This window comes from uncultured Jannaschia sp., from assembly GCF_947503795.1.
GTDB lineage: Bacteria > Pseudomonadota > Alphaproteobacteria > Rhodobacterales > Rhodobacteraceae > Jannaschia.
In genome coordinates, this window is the sequence record NZ_CANNEZ010000001.1 from 773,069 (window position 1) to 790,257 (window position 17,189).

The window sequence follows — 17,189 nt, forward strand, 5'->3', positions numbered from 1 at the left end:
GGGATGAACATCCTCACGTAAATTCAGCCGGCCTTTCTCACGGGCCGGTGCCGCTCCGCGCGATGTCGCGGCAGCGGTCCATCAGGAAGAGGTTTGAACCTATGAAGAAATCCGTATTTCTCGGCACCGTGGCCCTTGCCGGCCTGGCGTCCGTGGCCGCTTCGGCTGCGACGCTGGACGACGTCAAGGCCCGTGGCACGCTGAATTGCGGCGTCACCACCGGCGTTCCGGGCTTTGCCGAGCCCGATTCCGACGGCGTGTGGCAGGGCTTCGACGTGGCCGTGTGCCGCGCGGTCGCCGCTGCTGTCCTCGGGGACGCGGACGCCGTGACCTTCGTGCCGACCACCGGCAAGACGCGCTTCACGGCGCTGGCCTCCGGCGAGATCGACATGCTGGCCCGGAACACGACCTGGACCTTCTCGCGCGACACGGACCTCAAGTTCGATTTCGTCGGCGTGAACTACTATGACGGTCAGGGCTTCATGGTCCCCGCCGATCTCGGCGTGTCGTCTGCCACCGAACTCGACGGCGCCACGGTCTGCATCCAGACCGGCACCACGACCGAGCTGAACCTCGCGGACTTCTTCCGCGTGAACGGCATGTCCTACGAGCCCGTGCCGATCGAGACCGGCGCCGAGGCCGTGCAGCAGTTCCTGGCCGGTGCCTGCGACGTCTACACCACCGACCGTTCGGCCCTGGCCGCGCAGCGTGCGGGCTTCGAGACGCCCGACGACAGCGTGATCCTGCCCGAGGTGGTCTCCAAGGAGCCGCTCGGTCCCCTCGTGCGCCACGGCGACAGCGAGTGGGCGGACATCGTCCGCTGGACGCTCAACGCGCTGATCTCGGCCGAAGAGCTGGGCGTGACCCAAGGCAATGTCGAGGACATGGCCGCTGCACCGGGCGACAACCCGGAGATCAACCGTCTCCTGGGCACCGAGGGTGAACTGGGCGCCATGATCGGCCTCGACCCCGCATGGGCCAAGAACGCCATCGCGGCCGTCGGCAACTACGGCGAGGTGTTCGACACGAATATCGGCGAGTCCACGGCCATCGGCCTGGCCCGCGGCCTGAACGCCCAATACACCGAAGGCGGGCTGATCTACTCGCCGCCCTTCCGGTAAGACATCGACCTGAAAGGGCGCGGCGCAGGTCGCGCCCTTTCTTCTTCCACAGACGACTAGAAACCCGCGGGTGCGGGAAACGGGGCGACATATGACCCCGACGGGCCGCAGGGGTCCAAGTGCCCGCCGGGACACGGGGAAAGCCAATGACGACGATAACCGATCCGCCGAAGGCGGAAGGATTCCGTTTCGGGCAGCTGATCAACGACACGCGGTACCGGAGCTACACGTTCCAGTTTATCGCCCTGGTCCTGCTGTTCGTGTTCTTCGGTTGGATGATCCGCAACGCGATCAACAATCCCGTTCTGCAGCAGGTCGGCATCAGCTTCGACTTCCTCCAGGCCCCGGCCGGATACGACATCAACCAGCAGCCGATCGAGTACACGTCGCAATCGACGCATCTGCGCGCCACCATCGTCGGCGCGATCAACACGATCATCGTGGCGCTCCTGGCCTGCGTGACCGCGACGATCTTCGGCGTGATCGCGGGCGTGCTGCGCCTGTCGAACAACTGGATCATCTCCAAGCTGATGGCCGTCTATGTCGAGATGTTCCGCAACATCCCGGTTCTGATCTGGATCATCATCATCTTCACCGTCGCGGCGAACACCTTCCCCGCGATCTCCGATTTCCGGCTGCCGCGCGACGGCTCCGACCCCGAGCGGTCGCTGCTCTTCGGGATGTTCGCGGCGACCAACCAGGGCGTCTTCATTCCGCGCCTGACCTTCAGCGGTCAGGGCTGGCTGATCGCGGCGATCGTCGCGGCGTCGATCCTCGGCGTGTTCGGATGGCGCAGCTACGCGCGCAAGCAACTCTATGATCATGGCCGCGAAGTTCCGACGTTCCTGCCGTCGCTCGCCATCCTGATCTTGCCTGTCGTGCTTGCGCAGCTTGTGCTGGGCTTCCCCGTCGGCCTGGAGAATCCCGAGATGGGCCGCTTCCGCTTCGAGGGCGGCTTCCTGCTGCGACCGTCGCTGATCGCGCTGTGGTTCGCGCTGTCGATCTATACGGGCGCCTTCATCGCCGAGAACGTCCGCGCGGGCATCCTCGCGGTGTCCAAGGGCCAGACCGAGGCGGCCGCCGCGCTGGGCCTGCGTCCCGGCCGGATCATGTCACTGGTGGTTCTGCCGCAGGCGCTGCGGGTCATCATCCCGCCGCTGATCTCGCAATATCTCAACATCACCAAGAACACGTCGCTCGCCATCGCGGTGGGGTACATGGACCTGACGGGGACGCTGGGGGGCATCACGCTGAACCAGACGGGCCGGGCGCTGGAATGCATCCTGCTCCTGATGGCGTTCTACCTGACGTTCAGCCTCGCCATCTCGGCGATCATGAACGTGTACAACAATTCCGTGGCCCTGAAGGAGCGCTGAGATGTCCGACGCACACGCACATTCCGTCGCCTTCGTCCGCGAGAGCGAGATCCCACCGGCACCGCCGCCGGTGGCCGAGACCGGGGTCGTCAAGTGGGTTCGCGAGAACCTCTTCTCGGGCTGGTTCAACACGATCATGACCATCCTCGGCGTCCTGGTCGTCTGGTACCTTCTGTCGGGACTGGTCCCGTGGATCGTGAACGGCACCTGGACCGGCGAGGACATCCGCGATTGCCGCGAGCAGTTGCAGGGCAGCGGCGGGGGCTGCTTCGCGGTCCTCACCGAGCGCTGGCCGCAGCTTCTGTTCGGGTTCCAGTATCCCGATTACCTGCGCTGGCGGCCGTCTCTGGCCTTCGCACTCCTGTTCCTCGCGGTGCCGCCGGTCCTGTTCTTCAAGCTGCCGCGCTGGACGCTGATCGCGACCGCCATCTACCCGTTCCTCGCCTACTGGCTGATCTGGGGCGGCACGGCGCTGTCGCCGATCTTCGTCGCTCTGGGCATCGCGCTGGGCTACATGATCTTCACCCGCGTCGAGCGTCAGGGCTTCGTGCTCGGGCTCCTGGCCGGGGTGGCGACCTTCCTCCTGACGCTCTGGGTCGGGGGCTTCGTCATCGACGCCGGACGCGACTTCCTGGCGATCGAGGCCGTGCCGTCGCGCCAGATGGGTGGGTTCATGCTCAACATGATCCTCGGCGTCGTTTGCGTGTCGCTGTCGCTGCCGATCGGGATCGTGCTGGCGCTGGGGCGGCAATCGCGCCTGCCCATCGTCAAGGGCTTCTGCGTCATCTTCATCGAGTTCATCCGCGGCGTGCCGCTGATCACGCTGCTCTTCGTGGCGAACGTGGTGCTGGCCTACTTCCTGCCGCCGAACTCGAACTTCGACCTGATCGTACGGGTGATCATCATGATCACGGCCTTCTCCTCGGCCTATATCGCCGAGGTGATCCGGGGCGGTCTCGCCGCCCTGCCGAAGGGGCAGTACGAGGCGGCGGATTCGCTCGGGCTCGACTATCCGCAGGCGATGCGGCTGATCATCCTGCCGCAGGCGCTTAAGATCTCGATCCCCGGCATCGTGAATGTCGCGGTCGGTCTCTTCAAGGACACGACGCTGGTCTCGGTCATCTCGATGTTCGACCTGGTCGGCATGATCCGGGGCCCGATCCTCAGCTCGACCGACTGGACGGGCGTCTATTGGGAGCTCTGGGCCGCGGCCTGCGTGCTGTTCTTCGTCGTCTGCTACGGCATCTCGCAATACTCGCAATGGCTCGAACGCCAGCTGCGCACCGATCATCGATAGGAGGCCGACATGGCTGCATTGGACACCAACCCGCAGGGCATGACCGTCTCCGACGAGGTGGCGATCGATATCCAGAACATGAACAAGTGGTACGGCTCGTTCCACGTGCTGCGCGACATCGACCTGACGGTGCAACGGGGCGAGCGGATCGTCATCTGCGGACCTTCGGGGTCGGGCAAGTCGACGCTGATCCGTTGCATCAACGCGCTCGAGGAGCATCAACAGGGGTCGATCGTGGTCGACGGCACGCCGCTCTCGTCGGATCTCAAGAATATCGACAAGATCCGGTCCGAGGTCGGAATGTGCTTTCAGCACTTCAACCTGTTCCCGCATCTGACGATCATGGAGAACTGCACGCTGGCGCCGATCTGGGTTCGCAAGATCCCCAAGCGCGAGGCCGAAGAGACGGCGATGCACTTCCTCGAGAAGGTCAAGATCCCCGAGCAGGCCGACAAGTATCCCGGCCAGCTTTCGGGGGGCCAGCAGCAGCGGGTCGCCATCGCGCGCTCGCTCTGCATGCGGCCGCGCATCATGCTCTTCGACGAGCCGACTTCGGCGCTCGATCCCGAGATGATCAAGGAGGTGCTGGACACCATGATCCAACTCGCCGAGGAGGGGATGACCATGCTCTGCGTGACCCACGAGATGGGCTTCGCCCGTCAGGTCGCCAACCGCGTCATCTTCATGGATGCAGGCCAGATCGTCGAACAGAACGAGCCGGAGGCCTTCTTCAACCACCCGCAGAACGAGCGCACCAAGCTCTTCCTGAGCCAGATCCTCGGGCACTGAGCCCTACGCCGCCGGGACGCCCCGGCGCCGACCAGACCGCGCGGGCGCTTCGGGACACCGGGGCGCCCGCTGCCGTTCGGGGGTCGGAGAGCTGGCTTGCGGGAGGGGCTTCGGGCGCGGGTGATGCGCTGGGCCCGCCGGGGTGCCGAACGACGCGAAGCGCCCGTCCGCGCGCGTCAGGTCCGGCCGACGCCCATCAGCGCGGCGGCCCGCTCCTCGCGCGTCAGAACCTTCGGGGTCACGGTCGGCGTGGTGCCATCGGCCTCGAAGAACGGGCTGTCCTTCCAGTGGCCATTCAGGTTCTTGGCGGCCATCCGCACGAGCATCTTGCCGACCATCTTCGGCATCCCCTTGTGCGTCGCCTTGCCGTCCGGGGCGGGGATGAAGGCCTCGGCCACGACGGGGCCCGCCTCGGTCGCATCATCCAGCCGGTCGGCATTCACGCCGACATGCACGAAGCGCGCCTTGGTCGGCGTGAAGAACAGCGGCGTGTCGCAGCAGGTCGCGTACCAGCGGAGCGCGCCCTTGGGCGACAGGCGCATGATGCGAAGGTTCTCGCCGCCCTGGGTGATGCGGATGCGGTCCTGCGCCGTCTGCAGGATCTCGACCTTCTCGGGATCGGCGAGGCCCAGATGGGTGTAGGCGGACCGGCAATCCGCGCAGTGGCACGCGATATGGGTGTAGTCGGCAGGCGAGACCTCGGCCACAACGCCCCGGAGTTCGCCGCAGCGACAGGCGAAGCCGAGATCGGGCATCAGACCGCGACGTTGGGCGAGGGCGGCGGGACGTCGGCGGTCTCGACCGCGCGCAGCTTCGGCTTGCGGCGCTTGGGCGCGGCCTTGCCGGAATTGGCGTCGATGAAGTCGAGCACGAGGGGCCGGATGTTCCGCCGCCACGAGCCGCCCGCGAAGATGCCGTAATGCCCGGCCTCGGGCTCCAGATAGCTGGCCTTCTTGTCGTCGGGCAGGCCGGTCAGCAGATCGAGCGCCGCGACGCATTGGCCGGGGGCCGAGATGTCGTCCTTGCCACCCTCGACCGTCTTGACGGCGACGCGGGTGATCTTGCCGATATCGACCTGGTGGCCGTCGACGGTGAAGCGGTTCTGCGCGATCTCGAGTCCCTTGAAGATGCGCTCGACCGTCGAGAGGTAGAACTCGGCGGTCATGTCCATCACGGCGAGGTATTCGTCGTAGAACTTGTTGTGCCGGTCGTGATCGCTGGCCGTGCCTTCGGCAACGTTCATCACCTGGTCGGCGAAGGCCTTGGAATGGGTCTCGGCGTTCATCGACATGAAGGACGCGAGTTGCAGCAGGCCCGGATAGACCATCCGCCCGACGCCCGGATATTTGAAGCCGACCCGCTGGACCATCGACTGCTCGAGCTGGCCCATCGTGACGCGGCGGCCGAAATCGGTGACGTCGGTGGCGGCGGCATCGGGGTCGATGGGACCACCGATCAGCGTGAGGGTCGAGGGCTGGGCGTCGGGGTCCTGCTCGGCCAAGAGGGCCGTCGCGGCCAAGGTCAGGGGGGCGGGCTGGCAGACGGCGATGACGTTGATGTCGGGGCCGAGCGCCTTCATGAAATCGACGAGGTAGAGGGTGTAATCCTCGACGTCGAACTTGCCGGCGCTGACGGGGATGTCGCGGGCGTTGTGCCAGTCGGTGATGTAGACATCCGCGTCAGGCAGGAGCGAGACCACCGTGCTGCGCAGGAGCGTGGCGTAATGGCCCGACATCGGTGCGACGAGCATGATGCGGCGGGCCATCGGCGCGCGACCCTGCACGTTGAAGCGGATCAGGTCTCCGAAGGGACGCGAGACCTCGGTCTCGACGGCGACGATGTGGTCGCGCCCGTCTTCGCCGGTCAGGGGCGGGATGTTCCAGTCGGGTTTGACGATCATGCGCTCGAAGCTGCGCTCGGTGACCTCGCCCCAGGCGGCCATCCACTGGAAGGCGGGGTTCGGGATCAGCGCGAAGGCCGGATAGCTGGCCATCGTGCGAGCCGTGGCCCCCAGCCATGCGTTCGTGTTTCGGGCGGCTTCCATCATGTCGTAGGCGGCCATGAAGCGCATGGGGTATTCCCTCGAAGAACGGCGCGGCATGGATTTGGACCCTGCCGCATTGGGTCCGCAGACCCAACGTGCTAGGTCTTGCGGTGTTAGCATGTGCAGCATGAACGCGGAAGGCAAGCGATGACGAGCGAAGATGGTGCGAATGCAACGAAGCGTGACGAAACGGACGGGGGCGCGCTGGAGCGCATGAACGCCAATCTCGCGCGCATGGACGAGCTGACCAAGCGGCTGGTCGGTGCGTTGTCGCAGCGGCAATCCTCGGACCAGGGATTGCAGGGGCCGGGACCGGAGCTCTACGCCAAGGCGATGGCGGCCTACTGGGCCGAGCTGGCCAATAATCCCGGCAAGCTGATCGAACGGCAGGTCGGCTATTGGGGGCAGGCGCTGCGCCACGCGATGGAGGCGCAGGGCGCGCTGGCCCAGGGCAAGCCCGCCCCGGCGCCGGACGACCTGCCGAAGGACCGCCGCTTCGCCAACCCGCTCTGGGACGAACATCCCTACTACAACTTCCTCAAGCAGCAGTACCAGATTAGCGCCTCGGCCATCCGTGACACGGTATCGGAGCTGGGGGGGCTGGACGCGGCCGACAAGCGGCGGGTCGAGTTCTTCAGCCAGCAGATCGTCGATCTCTTCGCGCCGACCAACTTCCTCGCGACCAACCCCGAGGCGATGCAGCGCGCCGTCGAGACCGAGGGCGAAAGCCTCGTGAAGGGGCTGGAAAACCTCGTACGGGACATCGAGGCCAATCACGGCGACTGGCTGGTGACCCTGTCTGACCCGGACGCGTTCCAGGTCGGCGGAAACATCGCGGCTACCGAAGGGTCGGTCGTGTTCCGCAACCGGATGTTCGAGCTGATCCAGTATGCGCCGACGACGAAGCAGGTCCATGCGCGGCCGATCGTTCTGTTTCCGCCCTGGATCAACAAGTTCTACGTCCTCGACCTGAAACCGCAGAACAGCCTCATCAAATGGATCGTGGACCAGGGCTACACGCTCTTCGTGGTGAGCTGGGTGAACCCCGATGCGAGCTATGCGGATGTGGGCCTCGAGGACTACGTGACGGACGGCTACCTGACCGCGATCGACGTCGCCCGCGAGATCACGAAGCAGGACCAGGTCAACGCGATCGGTTACTGCATCGCCGGGACCACGCTGGCCGCGACGCTGGCGCTGATGGCGCGGCGGGGCGATACCTCGGTGGCGTCCGCGACCTTCTTCACGACGCTCGCGGATTTCAGCGATCCGGGCGAGATGGGCGTGTTCCTCGACGACGATTTCGTCGACGGGATCGAACGCGAGAGCAAGCAGAAGGGCTATCTCGACAAGTTCTTCATGGGGCGGACGTTCAGCTACCTGCGGTCCAACGATCTCGTCTACGGACCCGCGATCAAGTCCTACATGCTGGGTGAGGCGCCGCCCGCCTTCGACCTGCTCTACTGGAACGGCGACGGCACCAACCTGCCCGGCCCGATGGTCACCGAATACCTCCGCAAGCTCTGCCTCGCCAACGAACTGGCGACGACGGGCTTCTCGCTTCTGGGCGAGGACGGGCTGACGCTCGGGGACGTGACGGTGCCGCTGGCCGCGATTGCCTGCGAGACGGACCACATCGCCCAGTGGAAGGGCGCGTGGCACACGGTCGACAAGATGGGCTCGGACGACAAGACGTTCATCCTCTCCGAGAGCGGGCATATCGCAGGCATCGTGAACCCGCCCTCGAAGAAGAAATACGGCCACTACATCAACGACGAGGGGCTGGAGGCCGAGACGCCCGAGGACTGGCTCGAGAAGGCCGTCTACCACGAAGGCTCCTGGTGGCCGCGCTGGGAGGAATGGGTGCGGCCGCGTTCGGGCAAGAAGGTCGCGGCGCGCAAGCCCGGCGGACCGAACCACCCTGTGATCGAGGCCGCGCCGGGCCAATACGTGAAGTCAAAGGACCGCGCGGCCTGAGGGCTGGCGCGGGCCGAGTCGCGTGGCGAGATGTTCGTTTGGCGGATGTTTTTCGGTCGGGCGATCGGTAGGATGCATTGGCGTTGGGCGGTCAGCCGGACTCGAAACCTAAGAAAAATCTATTAAAGACAACGCTTTATAAGCGTTCAGCTCGCGAGGCAGGCGTCTGGGCGGCGTCCGGTAAAGACGTCCGAAATTTTATGCTGCAGTGCAGCAATCCACCCTTGCAATGCCGCGATGCAGCATGTATATCCTTTCGCAGACGCAGCATGGACCGGTTCGAAGATCGGTCGCTGGCGCCAGAGACACGCGAGGAGAACCACATGATGACCAAGACGCAAGATTTCACCAAGTACATGTCCGACATGATGGGCATGATGCCGGTTGACACCGGTGCGATGACCGAAGCCTTCAAGACGCAGGCCGCCTTCGCCGAGAAGATGTCCGCCGTGGCCCTGAACGCCGCCGAGCAGTCGGCCGAGATCAGCCACAAGTGGACCCGCGAGACCCTGAACAAGATGGCGCCCGTCGCCACCGTCAAGGACGAGCCGGCCGACTACGCCAAGTCCTTCACCGATTTCGCTTCGGCCTCCGCCGAAGTGGCTGCCGAGAACATGGCCGCCTTCGCCGAGATCGCCAAGAAGGTCCAGATGGACACCGTCGAGCTGATGATGGCCGCCGGCAAGGAAGCCCAGGAAGACGCCACCGTGGCCGTCAAGAAGGCGACCGCGCAGGCCACCTCGGCCACGAAGAAGGCCGCGTCCAAGTAAGGACGTCGCCGGTCGAACGACCGTGAGGGGCGGGTCCGCGAGGGCCCGCCCTTTCTGCGTCCGCATCATGGAGCCCTCCGCCTTACGAAGCGGCAAGGTCCGGGTCGGACCTTTTCGTTTGCGCTGCGCTGCGGAACCGCTACGCTGCACTGCACCCAACGGAGGTCGAGCGATGTCGGATGACACGAAGCCGCTGCTCATCAAGCGCTACGCGAGCCGACGGCTCTACAACACCGAGACCAGCGACTACGTCACGCTCGAGGACATCGCGGGCTTCATCCGCGCGGGGCGCGAGGTGCAGATCGTGGACCTCAAGTCGGGCGACGACCTGACGCGATCCTACCTCCTCCAGATCATTGCCGAGCACGAGTCCAAGGGCGACAGCGTGCTGCCGCTGGGCGTGCTGACCGACCTCGTCCGCTCCTATACCGGGGCGGCGCAATCGGTGGTGCCCGACTTCCTCGCCTCCAGCTTCGAGATGCTGCGCTCGGGCCAGTCGAAGATGCTCGAGAACATGACGGCGATAAATCCGATCGCGCAGATGCCTGGCTTCAAGGCCATGCAGGAGCAGCAGAAGGCGTTCTTCAAGGCGATGACCGGCGGTTGGACCGCCCCGGTCGAGGGCGGCGCAGCACCCGGCGAGCTGCCCGCCGAGGGCAGCGACGCGGCACCGCAATCGAAGGAAGAGCTCGACGCGATCCGCAAGCAGCTGGCCGAGATGCAGGCGATGCTGTCGAAGATGAACAAGTAGGCCGGGACGCGGCGGCCTACTGCGCGGGGACGTAGCGCTCCATCACGATGCGCACGGGGCCGCTCTGGCCGTCGCCGACCATCCGCAGCGCGAGAAGGTACTCGCCGGGAAAGAGCTTGGTGACGAGCTGCGCGTCGAGCCCGTTCGGCCCGTCATCGTTGCGCCCCATGTCGCGGCCCGCCCGGTCGAAGAGGCTGACCGCCGGGTCGAGCCCGTTGCCCAGTGCCTCGATCAGCACCAGCCCGCCCTGCGCCACATTCAGGCTGAACCAGACGGCCTCCGTGGTCGCCTGCGCCTCGGTCACGAGTACGGTCTCCAAGATACCGATCTCGCGGATCGGCGTGTCGTCCGAGGGGCCGGGGGCCATGTTGCCCGCCGCGATCTCGCGCCGCCGCTCGGCATCGGGATCGAAGGACAGGATCTCGACGAACACGTCGTTTTCCGAGCCGTTCAGGTCCTCCACCTCGAGGCAGTATTCGCCCGGCGGCAGCGGGTCCGTCATGTCGATCCGGCTGTTGAGCCCATCGGCATCGTCGTTCTCGGCCAGAAGCCGGCCCGTCCCGTCGCGCAGCCGCAGCACCGGATCGCCCGTCTCGCTCACCCCGGTCAGCGTCAGCGAGAGCGGCTCGGCCAGCGACAGCGCCCAGGCCGGGGTCACGCCCGTCGGCCCGCCCGCCGACAGCCCGTCGGCGAGATCGGCGGCGGTGATCCTTTCGGCCAGTACGGCGATGTCGGGCGCACCGCAGCCGCCCGACGCCTCGCCCTGATAGGCCGGGGTCGTCTCGGCCGGAGCGGTCATGGCCGCCTGGTCGGCGCGTCCGACCCGGAGATCGACCTCGGTCACGCCGGATTCGTAGCTCCGGGCGGCGAGGCAATAGGACCCCGGCTCCAGCGACATCTCGGCCCGCGCGGCGAAGTCGCCGCCGCCGTCGTCATCCTCGCCGACCTGCGTCCCGGCGGCGTCGAACACGGTCACGTACGGATCACCTTCGGGGCGGGCGGCGACCTCGACCCGGATCTCCGCGGGAGCCGACAGGGTGAACATGCGCACGAGATGGCCCGCGATGGGAACCGCGCCGCTGCCATCGAAGGGCGCGTCGGCGGTGGCGATGTCGGAGCCGTCTGCGGTGCCGCCGAGCCATTCCCCCACGAGGCTGATCCCGCCGCAGATCGGCGCCTCCTGCGCCTGCGCGGGCAGGGCGGCGGCAAGGAGAAGGGCGGCGGCGAGGCGGGGCATCAGGTGTCTCCGGCGGTGATTGGGGCTGTGGGCCGAGCCTAGGCCCGGGCCGGGGTGCGGTCCAGTGGGCCGAGGCGCGTCGACCGGGACCGGACCGGTGGGGCATGATGTGTTGGCCTTGTCGGCGATCGTCAGGGTCATGGCCGGGGGGCGCGAACCTAGGCAGGCGCCCGCCGCTAGAAGAACGCGATCCGGCAATCGGTCAGGGGATAGGTGCGACCGTCATCAACAGTGAAGCGGCGGCCCGCGATCTTCGCAAGCGACCAGCCATGGTGTCGCGCCCCGGCGGCGATATCCTTCCGCCAACCGTCGACATCTAGATTGGTCACGAGACAGTGATAGACGACGCCGTCCGGTGTCTCGACCGAGCAGCCATGCTCCGACGCCCCGCCCTCGCGCGCATGGATCGGATCGCTTGTCGTCGTCAGCTTGGTGAACGCGTCGCGGGGCGTCTCGCCGGGCGGGACTTCGAAGAAGATGTACTCATTGCGTGGCGTGTCCGTCATGCGACGGAGGCGCGGATCGAGCGGCGCTCGACCGGTCAGGCCCCGCAGCCATTCCAAGAGCCCGTTCACGGCGCATTCCCGCGCCGCGCGGCGGCGTACGATCCGACGGTCGGATCGGAACGGCGGCGTGTGGGGGACGGGTCGAGGATCATCGTCATCCGTCGCACGTGTGGTTCACATGAAAAGGGGCGACCCGCAGGCCGCCCCCGTCCGATATCGCGAGCGTCGCGGTTCACTCCAGCGCGGCGTCGGTGATCACGCTGGTCCACGCGCCCTCGGGCTGGGCGGTGATGACCGGGTCGGAGCCGCCGGCCAGCAAGGTGTCGACGGTGCGCTGAAAATCGGCCTCGTCGAGCGCGCCGTTCGAGCCGGCGGTGAGCTTGGCGATCTCGCCCATCATGCGAAGCTGGTGGGCTTCGGACTGGGCGCCCGTCTCGTCGTTGTCGAGCACGATGCCCGCGGCCTCCTCGGGGTTCTCCTCGGCGTATTTCCAGCCCTTCATCGAGGCGCGCACGAACTTGGTCATCTTCTCGACGAAGGCCGGGTCCTCGAGGTTCTCTTCCAGCACGTAGATGCCGTCCTCGAGGGTCGCGACGCCCATGTCCTCGTATTTGAAGGTCACGAGCTCGTCTTCGGAGATGCCGGCATCGAGGACCTGGCCGTATTCGTTGTAGGTCATGGTCGAGATGCAGTCGGCTTGACGCTGGAGCAGGGGATCGACGTTGAAGCCCTGCTTGAGGACGGTGACGCCGTCATCGCCGCCCTCGGTCGGGATGCCTTCCTGCGACATCCAGCTGAGGAACGGGAACTCGTTGCCGAAGAACCAGACGCCGATGGTCTTGCCGCGGAAGTCCTGAGGGCCTTCGATGCCCGTGTCCTTCCAGCAGGTCAGCATCAGGCCGCTCGTCTTGAAGGGCTGGGCAATGTTGACGACCGGCAGACCCTTTTCGCGTGCCGAAAGCGCCGAGGGCATCCAGTTGAGCATGGCGTCCGCGCCGCCGCCGGCGAGGACCTGCGGCGGGGCGATGTCGGGGCCACCCGGAAGGATCGTGACGTCGAGCCCTTCCTCTTCGTAGAAGCCCTTGTCGAGTGCCACGTAGTAGCCCGCGAACTGGGCCTGCGTGACCCATTGCAGCTGCAGCGTGACCGTGTTGTCGGCATGGGCGTCGGCGAAGGCCGCGCCGGTGGCCGCGCATACGATGGCGGCCGAAGCGATGAGATGTTTCAAGTCGTCGTCTCCCTGTTATCAGGCGGGGGTGTCCCGCCCGGCCCGCCTTTAGCGACGGGATCTCTGCGAAGGATGCCAGAAGGTCATCCGTTTTTCCAACATGGCGATGAGGCCGTAGCTGAGGCTTCCGACCAGCGCCGCGACGGTGATGGAGGCCCAGACCATCGGAAGGTTCAAGCGACCGACCTCGGTCGAGATGCGGAAGCCCATGCCGACGGTCGGACTGCCGAAGAATTCCGCGACGATGGCGCCGATCAGGGCGAGGGTGGTCGCGATCTTGAGGCCGTTGAAGATGAAGGGCAGGGCCGATTGCAGGCGCAGGTGGCGCAGCGTCTGGCCCGGCGTCGCACCATAGGTGCGCATCAGGTCGCGCTGCATGGCCGAGTTGTCCGAGAGGCCCGCGACCGTGTTCACGAGGACAGGGAAGAACACCATCACCACGACGACCGCCGCCTTCGATTCCCAGCCGAAGCCGAACCACATCACGAGGATCGGCGCGGTTCCGACGATGGGAAGCGCGGCGACGAAGTTGCCCACCGGCAGGAGGCCGCGGCGCAGCAGGTCCGAGCGCGCCACGAGAAGCGCCGCGCCGATGGCCGCGCCGCAACCGATCAGCCAGCCGGTCAGCGCGCCCTTGAGGACGGTCTGCACGAAATCGGCCCAGAGGATCGGCAGGTTCGCGGCGATGGCACCCGCGATGAGGCTGGGCGCGGGCAGGATGACCGTCGGCACGTCGAAGAGGCGGACCGTCGCCTCCCAGAGGACGAGAAGCGTGACGCCGAAGAGGACGGGCGCCACGAGGTCGGCCGCGCGGCCGCCATGGCGCACGAGGGCCACGTTGGCCGCCCAGAAGAGCGCCCAGAGTGCCAGCAGGACGGAGACCCGGAGGTCCACAAGGAGCGCCAGCCCGGCGAGAATGAGGAGGGCAGAGGGCCCGCGGGGGAAGGTGGCGAGGCTCATCGCGCGATGCCCATGCGGCGGAGCGTCAGTCGCTCGATCCCCGCGATCAGCATCACGAGAAGGGCGGCGACGATCGCCGCGCCGAAGAGGGCCGACCAGATCTGGACCGTCTGGCCATAGTAGCTACCGGCCAGAAGCCGCGCGCCGAGGCCGCGCACGGCTCCGGTCGGCAGCTCGCCGATGATCGCGCCCACGAGGGCCGCGGCGACGGCGATCTTGAGCGAGGCGAAGAGATAGGGAAGCGAGGTCGGCAGGCGGAGCGACAGAAGCGTGCGCCCGGCCCCCGCGTTCCATGTCCGCATCAGGTCGAGATCGGCAGCCGAAGGCGCGCGGAGGCCCTTCACCATGCCGACGGTGACCGGAAAGAACGACAGGTAGGCCGAGATGATGGCCTTCGGGATCAGCCCCTGGATGCCGATGGAATTCAGCACCACGATGATCATCGGCGCGATGGCGAGTATCGGGATCGTCTGGGACGCGATGGCCCAAGGCATCACGCTGACATCCATGACGCGGCTGTGGACGATGCCGATGGCCAGGAAAATTCCCGCGAGCGAGCCGATGGCGAAGCCCAGGAGCGTCGGCCCGAGCGTGATGCCAGCATGGAAGACGAGGCTGCGCCGCGACGTGATTTCCTGTCCGACGGTCGTGTTCCAGAGTTCGGTGACGACCTGGTGCGGGGCGGGCAGGCGGGGCCGTTCCTGCGCGAAGGCGCGGGCGGTCGCGGGCCCCGGATTGGCCAGCGCGATGGCGAGACCCGCCATGTCGCGGCGCTCGGCCGCGGTGGCGGGCGAGACGGCGATCCCCGCCCGCTCGGCCTCGAGGGCGGATTGCTGGGCGTTCATCGGGATGCAGGCCGCGTACCAGAGCGCGAGAAGCGCTGCGATCACCACGAGGACGGGCAGGGTGCCATGGGCCATGCGCCGCACGATCAGCGCCACGCGGCCCGACCGGCCGATGGCGGCGCCGGGCGCGGAAAGGGGCGCGTCGGTCATGCGGGACGCTCCTGTGCGTGCCGCATCATCGCGACCACTCCATGCGGATTTCGGGGACGCCGTCCTCACCGGGCAGGTCCGTGGCGGTGATGCGGAAGCCTTCGCGTTCGTAGAACCGATGGGCGGCGGCGTTGGGCGCGTGGCTGTTGAGTTGGAGCCGGTCGCGGTCGGCCTTGACCCGGTCGATCAGGGCGCGACCGGTGCCGTGGCCGGGCCGGTCGGCGTAGAGGCCGACGATGTGGTCCTCCTCCGCGCGCATCGAAAGATAGCCGGCGATGGCGCCATCCGACTCGGCGACCCAGGCTTCGCGCCGGGGGAAGCCGTCGCGCATCAGCGCCTCGAGCTCGGCCTCGCTCGGGCCATCGGGCATCCAGTCGGTCGCGTCGATCCAGCGCGCGACGATGGCGGCGCAGGCGGGCGCGTCCCCGGCAATGGCGCGGCGCAGCTTCATGAGGCCGACCCGTGGCGCTTCCAGATCCGCCAGAGCGATGACAGCACCACGAAGCCCGCGAGCGCGCCGGTCAGCGGGTTCACGAGGTCGTCGAAGCGCGGCGCGAAGAGGAACCAGAGCGCGACCGCGATCGCGACGAGATCCGCGACGGTGGGCCAGGGCAGGTTCATGCCGCCTCCATCCCCTCGCGCAGGCCCTCGCGGACGCGGTGGGCGATGGCGAGGAATTCGGGGCTGTCGCGGATGTCGAGCGGGCGCTCCTTCGGGAGCGGCGAGTCGATGATGTCGGTGATCCGGCCGGGGCGCGGGGACATGACGACGATCTTGGTCGACAGGTAGACCGCCTCGGGGATCGAATGGGTCACGAAGAGCGTGGTCTTCGTGGTGCGCGCCCAGAGGGCGAGGAGTTCCTCGTTCAGGCGGTCGCGGACGATCTCGTCCAGCGCGCCGAAGGGCTCGTCCATCAGCAGGATCGGCGCGTCGAAGGCGAGGGCGCGGGCGATGGACGCGCGCTGCTGCATGCCGCCCGAGAGCTGCCAGGGATACTTATTGGCGAAACTGCCGAGCTCGACCAGCTCCAGCACCTCCTCCATCCGCGCGGTGCGGTCGGCCTTGGAATACCCCATGATCTCGAGCGGCAGGGTGACGTTCTTCCCGATGGTCCGCCACGGGTAAAGCCCGGCGGCCTGGAACACATACCCGTAAGCCCGCGCTTTCCGTGCCTTGTCCGGGGTCATCCCGTTGACGGTAAGCGTGCCGCCTGTGGGGGTTTCGAGGGCTGCCACGCAACGCAGGAAGGTCGTCTTGCCGCAGCCCGAGGGGCCGATGAAGGAGACGAACTCACCCTCGGAGACGTCGAGCGAGACGTCCTTGAGGGCATGGACGGGGCCGTCGCCGGTCTGGAAGGTCAGGTCAAGGGACTGGGCGGAGATTGTGGTCATGTCAGAAGTTGAACGACAACCGGCGCAACAGTTATGGCATTTGCTGCAAGTGACGAGCTAGTTATAAGCCTTCCGAGCATTGTATTCACTCTCTCTTTGTATTCCTTTGAAGTCTCCCCGTCCTTGAAGTGTGTTTCATGAAGTTCAACAAATTTTGAGAATAGAATTCTATAGTGATCCCAGAAATCCATCTCGCCGTGTGTCTCGTAACTATCAATGAGGTTCGATAAATGGTCAATGTGAATGGATATAAGACGTTTCGCCCTTGGAGAAAGGTTTCCATTAGATCTAGATAGTTCGGCTAGTTGCTTAGCAACTTCAAAAGCGCCCAAAAGATTTTTCGCATCGGACCTGCCGAAATGCTGGGACTCAAGTCGCTCTGATAAGTCGTCGATCGAATCTAAGTTCACTTGGCTGAAATAACTACCGAATGCCTGATTAACACTTCTTTTAAATGCGGGAGCATCAAAAATTTTTTGAATCTCGTCTATTCTGCGAAATGCGATCTGACGAACAGATTCTCTGCTTAAATCGAGAACACTCGCATCGTGTCTTAGGCGATCAAGTCGATAATTAAAAGCCTTAATCAGATCAAGAGATGTCGGATAGCCAAGCGTTGACGCTATTTGTGGCAGCGCGTCGGTCATCGGCGTGGAGCCAATGGTAGTATTTTGATACGTGCCGGCCGTAGTATCTAGCATCTCGTCGATCATAGTACGTACAGCGTCTGCCGAATTTAAGTTCCTA

At 65.9% G+C, this 17,189-nt stretch carries 18 protein-coding genes; 7 read left to right on the plus strand and 11 right to left on the minus strand.

Annotated elements, in window-relative coordinates; all coding sequences use genetic code 11:
- Window positions 1–101: 101 nt before the first annotated feature.
- The 4 genes from Q0833_RS04145 (at window position 102) to Q0833_RS04160 (ending at window position 4,583) form a co-directional block, all read left to right on the plus strand.
- On the plus strand, window positions 102–1,121 hold the full coding sequence (locus Q0833_RS04145) for an amino acid ABC transporter substrate-binding protein (protein WP_298430556.1): 1,020 nt from the start codon (window positions 102–104) through the stop codon (window positions 1,119–1,121).
- A 146-nt stretch (window positions 1,122–1,267) separates the two neighbouring features.
- Window positions 1,268–2,497, plus strand: coding sequence for an ABC transporter permease subunit (locus tag Q0833_RS04150; protein ID WP_298430558.1), 1,230 nt, complete (start codon window positions 1,268–1,270; stop codon window positions 2,495–2,497).
- A 1-nt stretch (window position 2,498) separates the two neighbouring features.
- Window positions 2,499–3,794, plus strand: a complete 1,296-nt coding sequence (locus tag Q0833_RS04155) for an amino acid ABC transporter permease (RefSeq protein ID WP_298430560.1) — start codon at window positions 2,499–2,501, stop codon at window positions 3,792–3,794.
- Between the two features lie 9 nt (window positions 3,795–3,803).
- Entirely contained in the window at window positions 3,804–4,583 is a 780-nt protein-coding gene (locus Q0833_RS04160) for an amino acid ABC transporter ATP-binding protein (protein ID WP_298430562.1), read from the plus strand.
- 176 nt (window positions 4,584–4,759) lie between these two features.
- On the opposite strand, the gene Q0833_RS04165 is transcribed toward Q0833_RS04160, so the two are convergent.
- Together Q0833_RS04165 and phaZ are read right to left on the minus strand one after the other, a co-directional pair.
- The gene (locus Q0833_RS04165; protein WP_298430563.1) at window positions 4,760–5,338 is read right to left on the minus strand and encodes a DUF6151 family protein; all 579 of its coding nucleotides are present in this window, start codon (window positions 5,336–5,338) and stop codon (window positions 4,760–4,762) included.
- Window positions 5,338–6,654, minus strand: coding sequence for a polyhydroxyalkanoate depolymerase (phaZ, locus tag Q0833_RS04170; protein WP_298430565.1), 1,317 nt, complete (start codon window positions 6,652–6,654; stop codon window positions 5,338–5,340). Before phaZ ends, Q0833_RS04165 begins: the two co-directional genes overlap by 1 nt.
- Before the next feature lie 120 nt (window positions 6,655–6,774).
- Between phaZ and phaC the strand changes: the two genes are divergently transcribed.
- The 3 genes from phaC (at window position 6,775) to phaR (ending at window position 10,125) form a co-directional block, all read left to right on the plus strand.
- Window positions 6,775–8,604, plus strand: coding sequence for a class I poly(R)-hydroxyalkanoic acid synthase (gene phaC / locus Q0833_RS04175; protein ID WP_298430567.1), 1,830 nt, complete (start codon window positions 6,775–6,777; stop codon window positions 8,602–8,604).
- A 326-nt stretch (window positions 8,605–8,930) separates the two neighbouring features.
- Window positions 8,931–9,374 (plus strand): phasin, PhaP, encoded by a 444-nt coding sequence (locus Q0833_RS04180; protein WP_298430569.1) that lies wholly within the window; start codon window positions 8,931–8,933, stop codon window positions 9,372–9,374.
- A gap of 172 nt (window positions 9,375–9,546) precedes the next feature.
- Window positions 9,547–10,125, plus strand: coding sequence for a polyhydroxyalkanoate synthesis repressor PhaR (gene phaR / locus Q0833_RS04185; RefSeq protein ID WP_298430571.1), 579 nt, complete (start codon window positions 9,547–9,549; stop codon window positions 10,123–10,125).
- Window positions 10,126–10,141: 16 nt separating this feature from the next.
- On the opposite strand, the gene Q0833_RS04190 is transcribed toward phaR, so the two are convergent.
- The 9 genes from Q0833_RS04190 to Q0833_RS04230 all read right to left on the minus strand — a co-directional run bounded on the left by Q0833_RS04190 (window position 10,142) and on the right by Q0833_RS04230 (window position 17,155).
- On the minus strand, window positions 10,142–11,362 hold the full coding sequence (locus Q0833_RS04190) for a hypothetical protein (RefSeq protein ID WP_298430573.1): 1,221 nt from the start codon (window positions 11,360–11,362) through the stop codon (window positions 10,142–10,144).
- A gap of 176 nt (window positions 11,363–11,538) precedes the next feature.
- Complete coding sequence (locus Q0833_RS04195) at window positions 11,539–11,868, minus strand: hypothetical protein (RefSeq protein WP_298430575.1); 330 nt, start codon at window positions 11,866–11,868, stop codon at window positions 11,539–11,541.
- A 232-nt stretch (window positions 11,869–12,100) separates the two neighbouring features.
- Window positions 12,101–13,096 (minus strand): ABC transporter substrate-binding protein, encoded by a 996-nt coding sequence (locus Q0833_RS04200; RefSeq protein ID WP_298430577.1) that lies wholly within the window; start codon window positions 13,094–13,096, stop codon window positions 12,101–12,103.
- 48 nt (window positions 13,097–13,144) lie between these two features.
- Window positions 13,145–14,056 carry an ABC transporter permease gene (locus Q0833_RS04205; protein ID WP_298430579.1) on the minus strand — a complete coding sequence of 304 codons (912 nt, stop codon included), beginning with the start codon at window positions 14,054–14,056 and terminating at the stop codon, window positions 13,145–13,147.
- Window positions 14,053–14,976: an ABC transporter permease gene (locus Q0833_RS04210; RefSeq protein WP_298434967.1), complete on the minus strand. Its 924-nt coding sequence runs from the start codon at window positions 14,974–14,976 to the stop codon at window positions 14,053–14,055. The genes Q0833_RS04205 and Q0833_RS04210 overlap by 4 nt, the downstream gene beginning before the upstream one ends.
- Window positions 14,977–15,076: 100 nt before the next feature.
- Window positions 15,077–15,502 (minus strand): GNAT family N-acetyltransferase, encoded by a 426-nt coding sequence (locus Q0833_RS04215; RefSeq protein ID WP_298430581.1) that lies wholly within the window; start codon window positions 15,500–15,502, stop codon window positions 15,077–15,079.
- Window positions 15,499–15,672 (minus strand): hypothetical protein, encoded by a 174-nt coding sequence (locus Q0833_RS04220; RefSeq protein WP_298430583.1) that lies wholly within the window; start codon window positions 15,670–15,672, stop codon window positions 15,499–15,501. Before Q0833_RS04220 ends, Q0833_RS04215 begins: the two co-directional genes overlap by 4 nt.
- A complete protein-coding gene (locus Q0833_RS04225) occupies window positions 15,669–16,442 on the minus strand; it encodes an ABC transporter ATP-binding protein (RefSeq protein WP_298430585.1) in 774 nt (257 codons plus the stop codon). The genes Q0833_RS04220 and Q0833_RS04225 overlap by 4 nt, the downstream gene beginning before the upstream one ends.
- Window positions 16,439–17,155, minus strand: coding sequence for a hypothetical protein (locus Q0833_RS04230; RefSeq protein WP_298430587.1), 717 nt, complete (start codon window positions 17,153–17,155; stop codon window positions 16,439–16,441). The genes Q0833_RS04225 and Q0833_RS04230 overlap by 4 nt, the downstream gene beginning before the upstream one ends.
- Window positions 17,156–17,189 lie beyond the last annotated feature (34 nt).